This is a genomic window from Paenibacillus sp. 2TAB23 (assembly GCF_052115165.1).
GTDB lineage: Bacteria > Bacillota > Bacilli > Paenibacillales > Paenibacillaceae > Pristimantibacillus.
This window is the reverse complement of record NZ_JBFRGD010000001.1, coordinates 119,533-133,121: the sequence shown is the minus strand read 5'-3', so window position 1 is coordinate 133,121 and position 13,589 is coordinate 119,533. Positions and strand designations below refer to the sequence as shown.

The 13,589-nt window shown below is 50.2% G+C and carries 17 protein-coding genes; 7 read left to right on the top strand and 10 right to left on the bottom strand.

Annotation, left to right across the window (positions count from 1 at the left end):
• Positions 1-64 precede the first annotated feature (64 nt).
• The 3 genes from AB4Z29_RS00620 (at position 65) to AB4Z29_RS00610 (ending at position 1,771) form a co-directional block, all read left to right on the top strand.
• The gene (locus AB4Z29_RS00620; RefSeq protein WP_441941239.1) at positions 65-361 is read left to right on the top strand and encodes a hypothetical protein; all 297 of its coding nucleotides are present in this window, start codon (positions 65-67) and stop codon (positions 359-361) included.
• Between the two features lie 69 nt (positions 362-430).
• Entirely contained in the window at positions 431-1,108 is a 678-nt protein-coding gene (locus tag AB4Z29_RS00615) for an HAD family hydrolase (protein ID WP_441941238.1), read from the top strand.
• Between the two features lie 72 nt (positions 1,109-1,180).
• Complete coding sequence (locus AB4Z29_RS00610; protein WP_441941237.1) at positions 1,181-1,771, top strand: MSMEG_1061 family FMN-dependent PPOX-type flavoprotein; 591 nt, start codon at positions 1,181-1,183, stop codon at positions 1,769-1,771.
• A 138-nt stretch (positions 1,772-1,909) separates the two neighbouring features.
• Here AB4Z29_RS00610 and AB4Z29_RS00605 read toward each other — a convergent pair whose 3' ends face one another.
• From AB4Z29_RS00605 to AB4Z29_RS00580, 6 genes are read right to left on the bottom strand one after another with little or no spacing between them, the layout of a single operon-like run.
• Complete coding sequence (locus AB4Z29_RS00605) at positions 1,910-3,082, bottom strand: YheC/YheD family endospore coat-associated protein (protein WP_441941236.1); 1,173 nt, start codon at positions 3,080-3,082, stop codon at positions 1,910-1,912.
• On the bottom strand, positions 3,039-3,536 hold the full coding sequence (locus tag AB4Z29_RS00600) for a GNAT family N-acetyltransferase (RefSeq protein WP_441941235.1): 498 nt from the start codon (positions 3,534-3,536) through the stop codon (positions 3,039-3,041). The genes AB4Z29_RS00605 and AB4Z29_RS00600 overlap by 44 nt, the downstream gene beginning before the upstream one ends.
• Position 3,537: 1 nt before the next feature.
• Positions 3,538-4,692 carry a YheC/YheD family endospore coat-associated protein gene (locus AB4Z29_RS00595; protein WP_441941234.1) on the bottom strand — a complete coding sequence of 385 codons (1,155 nt, stop codon included), beginning with the start codon at positions 4,690-4,692 and terminating at the stop codon, positions 3,538-3,540.
• On the bottom strand, positions 4,692-6,071 hold the full coding sequence (locus AB4Z29_RS00590) for a YheC/YheD family endospore coat-associated protein (protein WP_441941233.1): 1,380 nt from the start codon (positions 6,069-6,071) through the stop codon (positions 4,692-4,694). Before AB4Z29_RS00590 ends, AB4Z29_RS00595 begins: the two co-directional genes overlap by 1 nt.
• Positions 6,068-7,282 (bottom strand): YheC/YheD family endospore coat-associated protein, encoded by a 1,215-nt coding sequence (locus AB4Z29_RS00585; RefSeq protein ID WP_441941232.1) that lies wholly within the window; start codon positions 7,280-7,282, stop codon positions 6,068-6,070. The genes AB4Z29_RS00590 and AB4Z29_RS00585 overlap by 4 nt, the downstream gene beginning before the upstream one ends.
• Before the next feature lie 11 nt (positions 7,283-7,293).
• Positions 7,294-8,664, bottom strand: a complete 1,371-nt coding sequence (locus AB4Z29_RS00580) for a YheC/YheD family endospore coat-associated protein (RefSeq protein ID WP_441941569.1) — start codon at positions 8,662-8,664, stop codon at positions 7,294-7,296.
• A gap of 152 nt (positions 8,665-8,816) precedes the next feature.
• Here AB4Z29_RS00580 and AB4Z29_RS00575 point away from each other — a divergent pair, with 152 nt between their 5' ends.
• On the top strand, positions 8,817-9,152 hold the full coding sequence (locus AB4Z29_RS00575) for a YlbF family regulator (protein ID WP_441941231.1): 336 nt from the start codon (positions 8,817-8,819) through the stop codon (positions 9,150-9,152).
• A gap of 87 nt (positions 9,153-9,239) precedes the next feature.
• The gene (locus AB4Z29_RS00570) at positions 9,240-9,524 is read left to right on the top strand and encodes a hypothetical protein (protein WP_183557446.1); all 285 of its coding nucleotides are present in this window, start codon (positions 9,240-9,242) and stop codon (positions 9,522-9,524) included.
• A 273-nt stretch (positions 9,525-9,797) separates the two neighbouring features.
• On the opposite strand, the gene AB4Z29_RS00565 is transcribed toward AB4Z29_RS00570, so the two are convergent.
• Entirely contained in the window at positions 9,798-10,151 is a 354-nt protein-coding gene (locus AB4Z29_RS00565) for a helix-turn-helix domain-containing protein (RefSeq protein ID WP_441941230.1), read from the bottom strand.
• A 229-nt stretch (positions 10,152-10,380) separates the two neighbouring features.
• Between AB4Z29_RS00565 and AB4Z29_RS00560 the strand changes: the two genes are divergently transcribed.
• Complete coding sequence (locus AB4Z29_RS00560) at positions 10,381-10,854, top strand: hypothetical protein (RefSeq protein ID WP_441941229.1); 474 nt, start codon at positions 10,381-10,383, stop codon at positions 10,852-10,854.
• A gap of 86 nt (positions 10,855-10,940) precedes the next feature.
• Positions 10,941-12,302 (top strand): DRTGG domain-containing protein, encoded by a 1,362-nt coding sequence (locus AB4Z29_RS00555; protein ID WP_441941228.1) that lies wholly within the window; start codon positions 10,941-10,943, stop codon positions 12,300-12,302.
• 7 nt (positions 12,303-12,309) lie between these two features.
• On the opposite strand, the gene AB4Z29_RS00550 is transcribed toward AB4Z29_RS00555, so the two are convergent.
• The 3 genes from AB4Z29_RS00550 to AB4Z29_RS00540 all read right to left on the bottom strand — a co-directional run bounded on the left by AB4Z29_RS00550 (position 12,310) and on the right by AB4Z29_RS00540 (position 13,536).
• Positions 12,310-12,606 (bottom strand): YtpI family protein, encoded by a 297-nt coding sequence (locus AB4Z29_RS00550; protein WP_183557456.1) that lies wholly within the window; start codon positions 12,604-12,606, stop codon positions 12,310-12,312.
• Between the two features lie 86 nt (positions 12,607-12,692).
• Complete coding sequence (locus AB4Z29_RS00545) at positions 12,693-13,208, bottom strand: hypothetical protein (RefSeq protein ID WP_441941227.1); 516 nt, start codon at positions 13,206-13,208, stop codon at positions 12,693-12,695.
• A gap of 1 nt (position 13,209) precedes the next feature.
• Positions 13,210-13,536 carry a YtrH family sporulation protein gene (locus AB4Z29_RS00540; protein ID WP_441941226.1) on the bottom strand — a complete coding sequence of 109 codons (327 nt, stop codon included), beginning with the start codon at positions 13,534-13,536 and terminating at the stop codon, positions 13,210-13,212.
• Positions 13,537-13,589: the final 53 nt, after the last annotated feature.

Below are 13,589 nucleotides of genomic sequence, written 5' to 3'. Positions count from 1 at the left end.
ATGGGGGAACGTAGTTTAAGGAGGAAGCAAATAACCAATCCTGTCACTAGAGGTGATGATCAAAATGATGATCTTGATTGGTGCCGCACTTGCAGCCGGAACAGGTTTGCTTGTGTGGATTAGCAGGCTAAGCGGTATGGCGAGCCGAATATTTGATGGCATAGCGGTTGTAGCTGCTTTTTTGTTTTTTGTAACTGCGGCGGATGCGTTGGCACAGACGCTGCTGCATGATACGGTATTTATGACTGAGGTGCACCGCGTGCTCGCGAACCCGTTCTTCTTAACAAGCGGTGCCTATCTTGGTCCATATGTGCTGGCTAGAATCGCGGTGCTGCCGGTCTATTTGTTCAGCCCTAAATAGAGCTTCAGGCTTGCGATTAATTCGTGAATTCCAGTATGATAAGAGCAGACTTTGAAGGAGGATTGGGCCATGAGCGAGCGAGTGCTTCGATTGCCGGAAGCGTTAATATTTGATATGGACGGCACGCTGTTTGAGACGGATACGCTGCTTGTCCCGGTTCACCAACGCGTGTTCGAGACATTAAGAGAAGAGCGGCTCTATGAGCATGAAACGCCCCCAGTAGAACGGCTGTTAAGCTGTTTGGGCATGCTCCTCGAGGATATTTGGCGTCAGGTTATGCCTGATAGCACGGAGGCGGCAAGAAAGCGCGCGGATGAATTGCTGCTGCAGTATGAGCTCGAAGGACTTGCCTCCGGTGAAGGGGAGCTTTACCCTTATGTGGAGGGGACGCTGCGCGAGCTGAAGCAGCGCGGAATGAAGCTGTTCGTAGCCAGTAATGGGCTTGAGGATTACGTGAAGGGCGTTGCGCGCTATAAAGGCATAGCTGAGCTGTTCGACGGCTTGTACAGCGCAGGTGAATACGCGACCGCAAGCAAGGTTGATTTGGTTGCGCGCCTTCTACAGGACCATGGCATCCAATCGGCGTGGATGGTCGGCGACCGATCCTCCGATGTGGAAGCAGGCAAAGGAAATGGCTTGGAAGCAATTGGCTGTGCCTATGCAACCTATGGCCGAGCTGCGGAGCTGGATGGGGCAGATGCGTTGATTGGCGATTTCCGGGAGCTGATTAAGCTGCTGGATACTTAATGAATTAATCCCGGCTCTACCGGCAGCTCACAGCAGCTGGCGAATGAAGCGCGAGGCTGAAGGAGCGTTAACATGGTTCAGGCAACTAAAGAATCGGAACTCATTATGACTGCGGATCAATTGAAGGAAATTGTAGGCACGCCGCATGAAGCGGTTGTTCAAAAAAGCGTATCACGAATGGAAGAACATATTCGGCACTTCTTATCGTTATCCCCTTTATTTTTCTTGTCCTCTTCGGACGCTTCAGGCCGCTGTGACACGTCTCCGCGCGGCGACGAGGCTGGCTTTGTGAAGTCACTTGATGATTATAGGCTTATATATCCAGAGCGATCAGGCAACCGCCGAATCGACTCCTTGCTTAACATCATTCAAAATCCTCAGATCGGCATGCTGTTTGTCATTCCTGGGATGCAGGAGGTGCTTCGCATCAATGGGCGTGCTTCGATAACGAAGGACGCGGAGCTGATTGAAAGCATGGACTGGAGCGGGAAAGCACCTGAGCTGGCCGTTATAGTAGAGGTGCAGGAGTGCTTTATCCATTGTCCACGTGCGCTCAAGCAGTCTGGAATCTGGACTTCGGACTCTTGGCCTGTTGCCGAGGACATGCCATCATCCAAAGAAATGTTCAAGGCGCATTTGCTAATGAATGGCTATGAGCTATAGCAGGGAATGGGAGGCCAAGCCTGATGAGGGACGGTCTTGCATCACGTCAAAACACCTGCCAGGTATGCTGCGTTTTCGCGCTGCTTACCGGCAGGTGTTTTTTTGTGGATATTATATAGGAATGAATAGCTTCAGGCGTTAATCTAAATTCCAATCGTAACCATATTCCGACCGGACATCCGATACAGCCGCCGGCTTATCTTTGCTTTTCTTGCGCTTTTTCTGATTGTGCAGCCAGAGCGCATATTCGAGAGGGCGAATAATCGCTTTGCGGTAGACTTCCTTTTCCCCAGCTTGGGAAAACACTTCTCTTGCGGGCTTCGGATTGACTTCCAGCAGCCAGATGCCGCCTTTGCGATCGATTGCCAAATCAAGCGCAAGCTCGCAAAGCCTTCCGTAGTTGTTCTCCAAATAAGAGGCTACGGCTACTCCGAACTTCTCCGCTTCTTCCTTGACCTGCGATACCCGTGTCTCGTCGCGCAGCCATTCTTTCAGCAAGGCGGTCATAGTGGCGGCATGCCCGCCGCCATGGAGATTGGACGTAATGCTGCCAGCGGCGCCGATCCTGCCAGCGCAGCCAGTTACTTCCCATTGTCCCTCGCCGTTTTTTTGAACGAGCATCCGATAATCATGCACACGTCCGTTTGCAAGCTTTATTTGAATACCCTGCTGGGCAATGTATCGGTTGCTCCTCAGCTGCCACGGAACCAAATAGTCGTTTAGTCCGGCAGCCGAAATCTGCTGCGGCTTGATAATACGCCTTTCGTGGTCGCGGCCTTGGATATGCAGTTGTCCGTCTTTACGCCTCTCGATCCGAAGGATGCCTCTGCCGCCCGTACCGTTAATCGGCTTCAGGTAAACGAGCGAATACTTTCGAACGATGTCGGATACATCGTTGATGTCTTCAATATACTTGGTAGCAGGCAAATATCCGCGAAATCGCGAATCCTTGGATAAAACGCGATGAATGGTCCATTTGTTGCGAAGCGGACGATTCAAAAACATTAAGTGGCCATATTTGCTGCGGAATTTAAGCAGCTGCTCGAACCGATAGGTTCGCTGAATACGGCAGCGATCATAGATCATATGCGGGAAAGCAGTCCATTTGCGTGACCAAGATTTCGTCTCTACATTATAGAAGAGCGCATGAATCTTGTTTTGTGCATAGTTGACATCCTTGGGCGTAAATACGAAGATGCTAAGGCCCAGCTTATGCCCTGCGGCGGTCATTTTTTGATAAATGGATCGTTCCTCCAGATACCCTGCTTCATTGAGGTATAAAGTCAGGATGCCTAGGACGGGTTGAGTCATGGGCGGTTCCCCTTTCGAAACGAAGCGTCGGTTTGCCTGTCGGACCTCTGTGCATGGATACGGCGGTCATGCCAAGCCGAAAGCATAGCGCCATGCTGGCGGTATTGTCCACCGCAACATTGCAGCTTAGCTTGCCAAGGCGCTGGATCATGGCCTGAACGAGGGAACCGCCGATTCCGAGGCTTCTCGCTTCTGGATGAACGACGACCATGCAGGCTGCCTCGCCGCCTGCTTCTGCAAACCCAAAGCCGACGATGCGGCTGCCATGTTTAGCAATGATAGCCGCCGCTCCGCACTGTCCGGTCAAATCAGGCTGAAGCAAGGAGGGGTCTAGCTTGCGCAGCGCATGGATGGTCGAGACCGCAAGCCGCTTATCTCCGAACCGAATGGAAAAGCCGATTAGTCTTTTTTGTTCCGCCAGCCATGTTTCAGGTGTAAGCAGCTCTAGATCCATGTTACGCGCCTCCTGCTTTCTCTGTTTTTAATCTTGCTAAATAAGCTCCGTAATGAAAAATGCGTTCCAGTGATTTCTGGCGGATATGCGGCTCGTCGAACTTCATTGGCTTGGAGTTCGCCTCGAAAAACCACATATTACCCGCGCTGTCCACCCCTATATCCATCGACATTTCGCCTAGCAGCTGCCCGGAAGCGCGCTCGATCTGTTTGGCAATCAATACGGCGGTGTTTTTCGCTTTTATTAGCAGTTTACGCGCCTGTTCCTCATTAAATGAATTAACGAGCAGCTTCTCCGGGTCCTCGATCATCCCGCCGCGAGGAACATGAGTCGTAATGCTGGAAACACCGGCTATTCTCGCCCCTATTCCGGTAATGTCCCATTGGCCCCGCTGGTTTTTTTGAACAAGCGCCCTAAGATCGAACCTTCTCTCATTGAAGGAAGCGAGGTTGATGCCTTGCTGTGCAATATAAGCCTCTCCTCCGCTTTGCTTTTGAATCCGGCTCCAGAGCTTGTAGATCGTCGCGCAGTTATAGGTGGCGCTCTTTTTGTTCTCTTGAATTTTCAAGCGATAAGGAAGCTGCTTCTCGGCATGAACCTTAATGGTCATGATGCCCTTGCCTGCTTTCCCGCTTTCCGGCTTCAAATAGAGGTAAGGATGCCTCTGCATCATCCGCCCAAGGCCCGAAACAGAGATCAGCTTGCGCGTGGTAGGAATATAGGGTTTGGTCGATTTGGATAGGCGGAGCCATTCGAACAAATCCCATTTATTGAAAAAAGCAGGATTAAACAAAGTAACGCGCGGATGTTTTTTGCACGCATTGATCTTCATTCTGACCGAAGGCTGGATCTCATCCTCGCGCAAAGGAATGCGGTTATAAATAATATCCGGGAAAGGCAGCAAACGCAGCTGCCAAACATCCTCGGATTCGTTGTAAACGTAGCCCTTCAAGCTGCGTCTCGTGAGCAGAAGGTTTTTCACGGTCAGCACATAGACGATGAAGCCCATCGACTGACCGGTCCGAATTAAATCAATGAAGTTGCTGCGGTTGCCGCGAAAAAGCTGGGCATCATCCTCGATGGTAAGAATCGCGAGAACGTTTCGTCCGGCACGAAGCTCTCTGTAGTCGGCGTCATCTGGAAGCATGCTGTCCATCAGCCATTACCTCCCTGACCTTGGAAGCGGCTAAGATATAAGCAATGTTCTAGAATATAGGATAGCGATGCACGCCCCTCGGAGCGTAGTGCCGGATGCTTGAAGATCGAGCGTCCCGGCTTCGCGTTGGCTTCAAACATCCATACTTCTCCGTCTTTATCAATGCCGAGATCAAGCCCCAGCTCGCCTAGGCGATGGGGGTAATTGCGTTCGATTGCCTCCGAGAGCTTGATGGATGCAAGCTTTGCCTTCTCGAGCACGGCATCTGCTTCGGAGCCGAATGTTTTGCTAAGCGCCTGCTCAGGTGTCATGAGCGAACCGCCGTTTTTGACATGGGTCGTGACGCTGCCGCGTCCAGCCTTCTTTGCGCCAATACCGGCAGGAATCCATTCGTTGTTGCCGTTTTTATGCATATGAAAGCGGAAGTCGAGCGGGCAGCTGTCAATTTCGACGAGGCGAATGCCTTGCTGCACGACGTAATGGTTCAAGCTGCTTCCGTGCTTAGCCTGCAGCATGCGCATGAGGCTGTTGAAGGTATTAAAGCGCAGCAGCACGTTTTGGCTGCCTTTGCGGTAGCGGGCGAAATAGCCGCGTTTCGGATGATAGGTTAGTCGGTAAATACCCATACCCAGACTGCCGGCAGTAGGTTTGAAATATAGAAACTGATGTTTCTCGAGCATTTCCTTCATTTTCTCAGCTGACGGGCCTGACACGGATTCAGGTAGATGGTTCAGCGCTTCCGGGTCGTTGTCTAAGAGCTTATAGACGTCAGCTTTATTGAAGAAGCTCCAGTTGAAGAACGGAATTTTGCGACGTACGAAACGCTCGCGAAGCGCGTTGATGGAAGCAGAGGTTTCTGCTTTTCGACTTGGCAATCGGTTGTACACAACATCCGGAAGCGGTACGATTTTACGATACCAGCCGCCTTGAGGATTGAGGAAATAACCGTTAATCGTCTCCTGCTGCCAGTTGATGTCGCTTGGCGTGAAGCCGAATAGGTAGGCTTTATGCTCACCGGTCCGAATGACCTGCTTAATAAAGCCGGTTCTTGGACCGAAAGGATTGCTCTCGGATCGGATCGGGTTGTCACTTAGTATCCCGACCAAAGGTCCGAGCTGAAGTTCGTTTTCACCGGAATTGAGCACATACACATTGCCGGATTTGGGAACCTTGATGGATTGGCGTACGCCTGCGGATAAATACAGATGATTGCCCGGCCGCTTGAGCTGCTTGATTTCCGCTACGATTACCTCATTGCCCAGCTTGAGATGAATCGATTTTTTGCCGGAGAGCTTCAGTTGCTTGAGGAGCGGGCTGGATAGATAAACGATTTTATTCGTTTGCTGTGAGAAATGTACGTTACAAGTTGTCAAACTCATCGATGAACCTCCTGAACGTTGAAAGGCCGTAATAGGTTGTTGGGGCTTGCGTGAAGAAGACGGCCGTTTGCGGATTCATTGGCTACAAAGGACGGTGATAAGCGCCTAGTCAGTGTGCGTGCGTATAGAAGCGGTCTCTCGATTGAAAGCCGCTCGGCCTCTTGGTCGCCATTGCGTTGAAAGGAAGAGCGACCGGGCTTGGCGTTCGCTTCAAGCAGCCAAACATGGCCGCTTCGGTCAATGCCATAATCTAATCCTAGCTCGGCAAGTCTGCCGAATTTACTTTCCAGCTGTTCGGCGGTTTGCTTGCTTATTGTATGGATCTGTTCTAGCAAACGTTCGGATTCAGCCTTTCCAAATTTGGCAGAAAGCAGCTGTGCGGCTGGATGAGCCGCACCACCTCCATGAAGATTGGAGGTGAGCGAGCCGGCTATGCCTGAGCGAACCGCAACGCCAGAGATCAGCCAATTGCTCTTCTCGCCTTTTTGGATGAGTACTCTGACGTCGAATGGCTTCCCGTCTTCGCCGCTCAGCTCCAAGTAAGGCTGAATCAGATAAGGAGCTAGATGAACGAAGCGGGATAACCAATGCTTGAACGCATCATCGCTGGAAAAAGCCAAGGTGAAGGAGCGGTTTGAACGGCTGCGTCCCTTTACATGCAAAGTCCCCTCAAGCGGATGTCGCGTGACATGGAGGATCCCTCTGCCCTGCATGCCGGACGAGGGCTTGAGGATAAGGCCAAGCTGCTGGCGCGCAGTGAGCTCTAGCAGCTGCTCAGCCGTTTGGAATAATTGGGTACGAGGCAAATGTCGCGCAAGAGCCCCGTCCTCCTTCAATGATTCATAAACGTCGAGCTTTGACGGCAGCCTTCCGTTAAGCTGCTGATAGGGCTTGATAGCTGCCAGCCTGCCCAGCATGTTCCGGCAAGCAAGCTGCTGTGCGGCATCGATGAAAAAGCAGCGGTCATAAACCACATCAGGCAGCGGAACCGGCTGCCGAATAAAGCGATCATCCTCCCAGCGGCATCCATACAGCTCGTGATTAAGCGGAGGGAGTCCCGCTGCGTCAAATACGTAGACATCGATACCGTGCTTCTTGCCTGTCAGGCAGAGCGCCTTGTAGAACGAAGGCTCCGGCAGGATGGGCTGTTCTGCTTCGTCATTGGCAATGGATGCGACGATGATGCCGAAACTGATCTGTTGTGTACGCATAGGCACCTCCGCTAAAAGCCTGATAAAAATCTGGAGTATTGGATCATCATGCGGACAGATGGACGGATTTTGTTGTCATTCAGCGGCGTATTATCGTTTTTGGACGGTTTGGAGTTGACTTCCAGCAGCCACACGCGTCCGCTTGTATCCATGGCCAGATCGATGCCAAGCTCCCCGAAATGAGCCGGAATTTGCGTATCGACGCCGCGTGCGATATTCAGCGCAGCTTGCTGGAGCCGGTGTGCGGCATCCTGCCTGCTGACGCCGGCCTGCAGGTTGGACTTCGCAACAGCTTCGCCTACGGTGCTGAGCGTCCCGCCGCGCGCCAAATTGGAGACGAAATGGTGGTTTCCGGCTGTTCGTGCAACGATGGATGTGATCGTCCATTTCCCTGCTGCATTCTTTTGGACGAGGGCACGGAAATCAACCGGCCGCTTCTGGATTTCAATCAATTGCAGCCCCTGCTGAATCTGATACCGTACGGTTTTCATTTTGACCGAGATGGTAGAGAACAGCTTTACTAGGCTGGTGTAGGGCTGCTTCCGAGTGCCCGCTGCGGTTGCATACATCGCTTGGTAGCTGCCGGTTTCAAGCCGCGTTATTCGTATGATCCCTTTCCCCAAGCTGCCGCGAACGGGTTTGAGGAACACGTTGCTGTACCTCGAGCACATCGATTTCAGCATCGTGAAGTTGCGAAGCAAATGGGATTCCGGCAAATACCGAACCAATGTCTCATCCTTTTTGAGCGCGTCGAAAACCTCGGTCTTATCCAAGAACTTTTCGTTGAAAACGGTCGTCTGATGCTTCAGTTTTACTTCCTTCATGAAATGTTGTACGCTGGGTCTATTCTCCAGTTTCCGAGTGGTTAGCCGGTTATTGACGACGTCGGGGACTGGCATTGTGACCTTGCGCCAACCATCTGAATAAATCCAGCCGTCGATATTATCGAGACTGGGGCCGATCTCGTTTGGCGTGAAAAAATAAACGTATGCGCCTTGCGCCGTACAGGCTTCAACAAGCTCCCTGCAGAACATCGTAATGGAACCAAAGGGTTTATCCGGCAAGTGCGGGTAATCCCGGCTGACGAGCACGCCGATCAAAGGCCCCAAAACAAGCGTCGCTATGCTGGCTTTGTATTGCAGCCGAATAGAGCTGCCGCTTGTTAATCCCATTAGTCTGGCTAAGCTTTGGCTCATTCTCATACCGTCATATTTTGCGACGGGGATGATCTTCACATGCTGCCGAAACGCGCCGAACTTCAAGATGATATGTTGGCCTTGAGGGATTTTCCACTGCTTCACTTGAGCTTCGCCAAGCATGAGCGTATCTTCCGGAAGCATGCCGGAGCTGATCACCTGTACGGCTACTTTCGATTTGAGCATCATAAATCTCCTTCCAAGCAGGAGGTGACGATAAGTGGACAGTGGTCTATGGGTGTTTTACACGAATTACTTCATCATATGAGGACATCTATCCCTTTGTGAATCGAAAACGAGTCTAGATTATTAGGGAACAAGGATTAGGAGTGATACGAATGAATGTTTATGACAAAGCTTATGAATTAGCGAAGGTGCTCAAGGAGTGCGAGGAGGCCAAACTGCTGAAGATAGCCAAGGATGAAGCAGAAGCGGATCCCGAAGCAAAGGGGATGCTTGACGATTTTCGCGAACGCCAAACGTTCCTGCAGCAGAAAATGATGGCTGGAGAAGAGCCTTCTGCAGTGGATATGGAGAAGATGAACGCTCTTTACGAGGTGATTGCGCTTAATCCGCTGATCGCTAGGCTGCTGGATGCCGAACGCCGTTTTGCAGTGGTTTTCGAGGATGTGAATCGGATCATGTCGGACGTGCTGAAATCAATCGTGGATTAACAGCAGTCATATAACCTGTCCTTCCTTCATAGAATGGTCATGCGGACAAGTGGACTTGGACGCATACAACCGGATGGAGGTGCTTAAATGTTTTCAGGAAAAGGACGTCACGTATTGTATTTGCTTATTGCGCTTGCGATGCTCGTATATGCATTTCCGCGTCTGGAGCTGAGCGCGCCATGGAGCTTGTTGAGTGTATTTGGGCTGGTATGGCTAGTGTTCGCGTCATTAATTATCATTGCCAATATCAATGCGCTTCTAATGGGCGAAGAGAAACGGAAAGAGCTGGCCCGCATAAAGAAGGCGAAGGCATTGCTGTGGGAACAAAAGCTCATTCAGAAAGCTTCTGCATCGAGAAGAGCGCGGGGATAGGCTGATTGCAGCTTAAGCTGGTCGAATAAGGCTGGCAAAAAGCGCGGGCGACGAATCTTTCTTTTTTGAAATATAGGAAAGTATCTCCATTGGCCATACATTCTCTATATTTCTTGGAATGAAGCGCGCCGCGCCGCCAAAGGACAGCGGCAGCCGTTTCACCTTAAACGACTGATTCTCAATGCATGCAATAACAGGGGCTGTCCAATCGTCATCATTGATGTCGATTGGACAGCCCCTGTTTCTGTATATGCGTATTCCTATTATTCTCGTTTATTGAATCTCTTTAAATTGCACGAGCTGCTTAACGAAACGGTAGATGGCTTCCTGTTCCTTTAAGCTGAGACCGTTCATTTGATGAACAACTTTTGTCGCATATTCATCCTCCAGAGGTTCTTGGGAAGGGTCAGGTAAGGAAACAACGTCTACGAGTTTTTCCAACGGCGTTTGAAGTGCGAATGCAATTTTGCCAAGCACATCAATGGTCGGATTTTTCTCGCCGCGCTCAACCTGACCCATATAGGATGCGTTTATGTCAGCACGCAAAGCGAGCTGCTCCTGACTGAAGCCTCTTTTTTTGCGCAATTGACGAATGTTTTCTCCAACAAGCCCCGCGATTTCACTCATGATTTCACCTCAGCCTAACGATAAAACTTTAGTACTCTATCAACAACGTTCTATAGAGCATAATAATAAAAGTTACTATAGTCATTGACTAAAAGGTGGGCTCTTTACTATAATTGTGTAAAAAAGTATCATTCTATTATTATGATTACCTGATAAGGATCATTTTACCAATTCGGATAATGATGATAGGATAATATAGGGCAAATGGTTGATGCGAGGAGGTTGCACCATGGTTGATGAATTCGAGTTTTTCAGAAAAGTTCGCGCGTATTACAATAACGTCCCCTTCTTGGTTCAGTTTACCTATCGCTTGTCTCATCGCGTGGATAAAGCAGTAACAGCCCGCGGTTCCTTCAGCTGTCGCGTGAATCCCCATACCCAAATCGTAGAATATGTGCTAGATCTGAAATCAGACCCAATCTCTAGGCCATATAGCGAGCATAGCTCATTCTTATTCTCTAATATTTATGATGAGATTCCCGTGCAAGTGATTGAATATGATCAACATCTGATTCAATCCTTGCGTTATCCGCTTCCGATCGAATACGACTGGCAGGCATTTATTATGTCTGGCGCAGAGGATTCGATCAATGCACAAACGATCCAACAGCTGTTTCGCAAATGGAGGTTTGAGCGTTCCGGCGAACCGTTTGTTGACGGGAAGCTGAAGGTGGAGCGGGTTCTGCTGCAATGGCAGCTTTAACTCCGTACAGAAGGCGCAGACATGACTTGTTCCGTTCTTTCACTTATAATAGGAGCTTAAGATGGAAAGTTGGACGGAGGATACAAATGGCTCCAATCGGACCGGGAAATGAGACTAGCACGAAGCACGAGCAGATTTTAAATTATATTCAAGGGCTAAAGATTGGGACGAAGATATCAGTTAGAGCCATTGCTAAGGCGCTTGGAGTAAGCGAAGGGACGGCGTACAAGGCGTTCAAGGAAGCGGAGAGTTCGGGGCTCGTCAGTACGAAAGAGCGGATCGGTACGGTTCGAATCGACCGAAAGCGCAGAGAAGCGCTAGACCAGCTGACGTTCGGGGAAGTAGCCGAAATCGTCGAGGGCAGATTGTTTGGCGGTGCAGCAGGGCTTGATAAGTCGCTGCACAAATTCGTCATAGGGGCAATGGAGCTTGACGCTATGCTGCGCTACATTGACGAAGGGAGCCTGCTTATCGTAGGGAACCGAATCGGAGCCCATCGCTGCGCGCTTGAAGAGGGAGCGGGAGTCCTCATCACCGGCGGATTTGAGCCAAGTGCAGAAATTATCAAGCTGGCGGATGACCGCGCGCTTCCGATTATTTCTTCCAGGCATGATACGTTCACCGTCGCATCGATGATTAATAGAGCGATGTATGACCGCCTTATCAAACGCAAGATTATGCTGATTGAAGATATTGTAACATTCAGCAAGCCGGCTGACGTGCTTCGAATGGGACAATCCATTATAGAGTTCCACAGACTATCGCGCGAAACGGGTTACTCGCGGTTTCCGGTTGTCGATGATCGCGGCAAGGTCGTAGGCATGATGACAGCTAAGGATGCGGTTGGCTCGCCTGAGGATGGTACAATCGATAAAGTGATGACAAAACATCCGATAACGGCAGCACCCAATATTACCGTCACCTCTGCTGCCCATACGATGGCGGCTGAGGGCATTGATTTACTGCCTATCGTGGATCGGCACCGCAAGCTTCTCGGTGTTGTTACGAGGCAGGAGGTGCTGGATGCGATGCGATTTGCCGGCAAGCAGCCCGAGTCAGGTGAAACCTTCGAGGATTTGATGTGGTCTGGATTTATGGCAACGGCAAACGTGAGCGCAGCAGGGCAAGACGAGCTGGGCTTAGCCTACAAGGGCACGATTACCCCCCAAATGTCGGGAGCATTAGGCATGGTGTCGGAAGGTCTCCTTGCAACGCTTATGACACAAGCGGCTCGCAGAATGATTAGAGAGACAGCCAAGCGGGATTATCTGCTGGAGAGCATGACGACGTATTTCGTGAGACCGGTGCAGATCGATAGCGAGGTGACGATTATACCGAGGGCGCTTGAGATGAGCCGGAAGTTTACAAAGCTTGAGATTGAGGTTAAGGATGCTAAAGGGTTGGCCGCCAAAGCGATGATGACGGCCCAAATGATTGATCCCTATTGAATATCGGTTATTGCCTGGAGGCACTATACGCGCCAAGGTTGCGGAGCCCAGCGAAAAGATTGAAAACGCCGATGACCAAGAAAATGGCGCCAATAACGATGCGGAGCGTAGATTCTCCCGACAGGAAGAGCTGTACCAGTGCGATAAACATAAGCATGATGCCCATGCTTATATTCATTCGCGCCGAGAACAGGCCTCTCGTTCTCGCATCGGAGGCACGACGGGATTTAAAGCTGAATATTGCAGAAAGCACAAGCGTAATAAGAATGCCCGGAACGAGCACCCATTGCAGAAGTTGATCCAAGCCATGCAGCTCCTTTAAATTGAAGTTCTAACAGCCATATATCGCGAATAGTCAGCACTATTGTATCACGAATGACGGATGTCTGCCTAAGCAGGCGGCTTTGTATAGCCTCGAACCTCAATCCACACTTGAAGGGCATTATCCACGATAAGAATCGTTTTAAGTTGAATCGTATAGTCTTTATTATTTACATCCATATATACTTTATGTTCAAGCAGGCTGCGCGCCAAGCTTGCATCGGAATCAATCTCATATATGCTTCTGCCGATGAAGATTTTGAGATCCGCTTTAATTCGCTTGATAAGTTCGGCTTCCGTAACCTGATCAATCCTCGGCCGCTTCGAATCCTGCCCGGCTTCCTTTTCGATACGCGGCAGAAGGCTTTTGATAACCGTATGCTGATCTTTGAATTCATTTAAATTTTTTATGTCCTGCTCATATTGCTCCAGCTTTACCTCAAGCTCACTCTTCAAGCTGATTAATGCCTCGAAACGCACAATATAGATAGAATTGTATATGATGGCGCCAATGATCATGCCTAGTATCAGAATGCCCGCCATCTGCAAGCCTCTAACAAATCTTTCAAACGGCGGTACGCGCATCTTACGCGGCCCCTTTGCAAATTAAACGAACGAGCTCCGTCGCTAGATGAGCCCCAAGAAATGCGATTATGATAAAACAGATCTGCTGCGCTGCTGGAGACAAATGCCCCTCCATAATATTGCTTTCGATGACGCGGACAGGATCGATTGAGCCGCCAATCGCGGCTACAATCGCCCATATTTTCAGTCTTGCAGCCGTGTCGAGCATCGTTGTCGCCGGAGGAAGAAGCATGAAGACGGAACCGATCCCCGCAAGCGTAGACCCCCCAATGACAACGCCAAATGCAATAAAGAAATCAAGCCCTGCTTTGGATAAGAAGTAGCTCATCTATATCCCTCCATGATCTTTAATGATGGATCACGACATTCTGCGCCGTACGC

Bases quoted from the DNA above. Each gene is read 5' to 3' on its own strand.
- AB4Z29_RS00575 (WP_441941231.1), top strand. From the start codon at position 8,817: ATGAATGTTTATGACAAAGCTTATGAATTAGCGAAGGTGCTCAAGGAG.
- AB4Z29_RS00545 (WP_441941227.1), bottom strand. From the start codon at position 13,208: ATGCGCGTACCGCCGTTTGAAAGATTTGTTAGAGGCTTGCAGATGGCG.
- AB4Z29_RS00540 (WP_441941226.1), bottom strand. From the start codon at position 13,536: ATGAGCTACTTCTTATCCAAAGCAGGGCTTGATTTCTTTATTGCATTT.
- AB4Z29_RS00605 (WP_441941236.1), bottom strand. From the start codon at position 3,082: ATGACTCAACCCGTCCTAGGCATCCTGACTTTATACCTCAATGAAGCA.
- AB4Z29_RS00595 (WP_441941234.1), bottom strand. From the start codon at position 4,692: ATGGACAGCATGCTTCCAGATGACGCCGACTACAGAGAGCTTCGTGCC.
- AB4Z29_RS00555 (WP_441941228.1), top strand. From the start codon at position 10,941: ATGGCTCCAATCGGACCGGGAAATGAGACTAGCACGAAGCACGAGCAG.
- AB4Z29_RS00565 (WP_441941230.1), bottom strand. From the start codon at position 10,151: ATGAGTGAAATCGCGGGGCTTGTTGGAGAAAACATTCGTCAATTGCGC.
- AB4Z29_RS00570 (WP_183557446.1), top strand. From the start codon at position 9,240: ATGTTTTCAGGAAAAGGACGTCACGTATTGTATTTGCTTATTGCGCTT.
- AB4Z29_RS00585 (WP_441941232.1), bottom strand. From the start codon at position 7,282: ATGCGTACACAACAGATCAGTTTCGGCATCATCGTCGCATCCATTGCC.
- AB4Z29_RS00580 (WP_441941569.1), bottom strand. From the start codon at position 8,664: ATGCTCAAATCGAAAGTAGCCGTACAGGTGATCAGCTCCGGCATGCTT.
- AB4Z29_RS00610 (WP_441941237.1), top strand. From the start codon at position 1,181: ATGGTTCAGGCAACTAAAGAATCGGAACTCATTATGACTGCGGATCAA.
- AB4Z29_RS00615 (WP_441941238.1), top strand. From the start codon at position 431: ATGAGCGAGCGAGTGCTTCGATTGCCGGAAGCGTTAATATTTGATATG.
- AB4Z29_RS00590 (WP_441941233.1), bottom strand. From the start codon at position 6,071: ATGAGTTTGACAACTTGTAACGTACATTTCTCACAGCAAACGAATAAA.
- AB4Z29_RS00560 (WP_441941229.1), top strand. From the start codon at position 10,381: ATGGTTGATGAATTCGAGTTTTTCAGAAAAGTTCGCGCGTATTACAAT.
- AB4Z29_RS00600 (WP_441941235.1), bottom strand. From the start codon at position 3,536: ATGGATCTAGAGCTGCTTACACCTGAAACATGGCTGGCGGAACAAAAA.
- AB4Z29_RS00620 (WP_441941239.1), top strand. From the start codon at position 65: ATGATGATCTTGATTGGTGCCGCACTTGCAGCCGGAACAGGTTTGCTT.